2 protein-coding genes are annotated in these 1,533 nt (G+C 51.9%); both read right to left on the bottom strand.

All coding sequences use genetic code 11. The features are described 5' to 3' along the window. Positions 1-1,107 (bottom strand): portal protein (locus Y887_RS19500; RefSeq protein ID WP_046965548.1); only part of this gene is annotated, 1,107 nt, incomplete at its 3' end. Then, positions 1,107-1,533 (bottom strand): terminase large subunit (locus tag Y887_RS19495; RefSeq protein ID WP_084726095.1); only part of this gene is annotated, 427 nt, incomplete at its 5' end. The genes Y887_RS19500 and Y887_RS19495, both read right to left, overlap by 1 nt.

Raw genomic sequence — 1,533 nt, 5'->3', positions numbered from 1 at the left:
AAGCAACCAGGTCAGCTTGATACGACGAAAATTCACCTCATCCTGTGCCGGAATGGCGCGGGAAATTAGCCCGTATGGCTCCCCGGTTTTATCCTTTCGGTATCCCCAGAAAGGAACCAGCGGAAACATCCCCTGCGGAGCACTACAGGGGCGATCCACAATAAAGTGTGGCCCGACAAACCAGGCTTCACGAATACGGCTTACCCGCCCGACTTTCACCTGAACCCGCCCGGATGCCACAGCTACCGCCTGCATCAGATTATTTTTATCAAAGGCCACCACCCGTCCATTACTGAGTTCAATCACCGGAAGACGCTCGAATGTACGGTAATAAACCACCTGAAGCAGCCCACGACGACGTTCACGCTGAAGCCATTCGTTCTGCTGTCGATCCCATGACTGATACTCTTCCCATGCACTCATCAACGGACTGGGCTGGCCTTCAGTAACCGTGGTATCGACAAAACCACGCCAGTCATCAATGGCATAATCGATAACCTGAGCCATTCCCGGGAATGTAGCTTTTGCCTCATCGGTATCCATCCAGCGGCGACGCATCAGCCAGCGGCAGTCACTTAAATCAGCCTCCCGGCTCAGCCAGTCCCAGAAAACCTCATTCCGGCTGACAGTAGACACCTTAAATTCAGGCCCGAACGGATCGCTGTTTCGTCTGACCTCCACCCAACTGAGGCCCGCCTTGATTTGTTCCGCATAGGCATCAGAGCGGGCTTTATTCATATTGCCAAGGCGGCATGCATCGGCAAATTCAGCATTAATAGCTTCAGCCAGTTTTTCAGTTTCATCATCTGGCTCGTCTGACATCACCACCAGATCAGTCCGTGTTTTGGCCTCCATTCCCAGAACGCCATCGACGGTAGGCGCGATGAGGTTATGGATAGTCATCGGCTGACCGCGATCTTTCAGAACCTGAAGAACTTCCGGTGGCAACTGATCGCCATCGTAATACGCACAGGCCTTGTTTGCGGCATCACGCCATTTAGGCTGGCTGTCAATATCAGAACAAAGCGCCTGTAACTGGCGCTGAGAAAAACGCGGCGTGGCTCCATTGTCGTTTTTCGTCGCCATGGTGTTAGTTTCATTTTTCATCAGTGAGCCATCCAGTGTGTGGTTCTGCGTTTATCCGTTTTCTGTTTTACCCTCACCGGCATTCTGGCGCGCATCTCCTGGGCAATCATGTAGCTCATGAGCTGATCATCAAAGCAGCCTTCCTGTGCATTCATGGAGCCTTTCGCGTCATAAACGTAGGTGTTCATTTCCGATAATGTGCCTGACCAGCGGATCCCTGATATTCCATTATTCAGAAGCGTTTTCATTCCTTCGGTCAGAACAGGTTTGCTCTGACGGGTTGTCAGCCAGCCAAGGCGGGGCGTATCGTCGTCATATGCCTGGTCAAGATGCTGTTCGTTGTAGATATAACGTGTCGGATAGAGTTCCCGGAGTTTCAGGATAACTGCATGTCCGTGATTATTACGCTCCGGCCCCACAAACGCGTTGTTATACATACGACAGACC

This window comes from Xanthomonas pisi DSM 18956 (assembly GCF_001010415.1).
Lineage (GTDB): Bacteria > Pseudomonadota > Gammaproteobacteria > Xanthomonadales > Xanthomonadaceae > Xanthomonas > Xanthomonas pisi.
The sequence above is the reverse complement of the archived record's forward strand: the minus strand, read 5'-3'. Positions and strand labels throughout refer to the sequence as shown.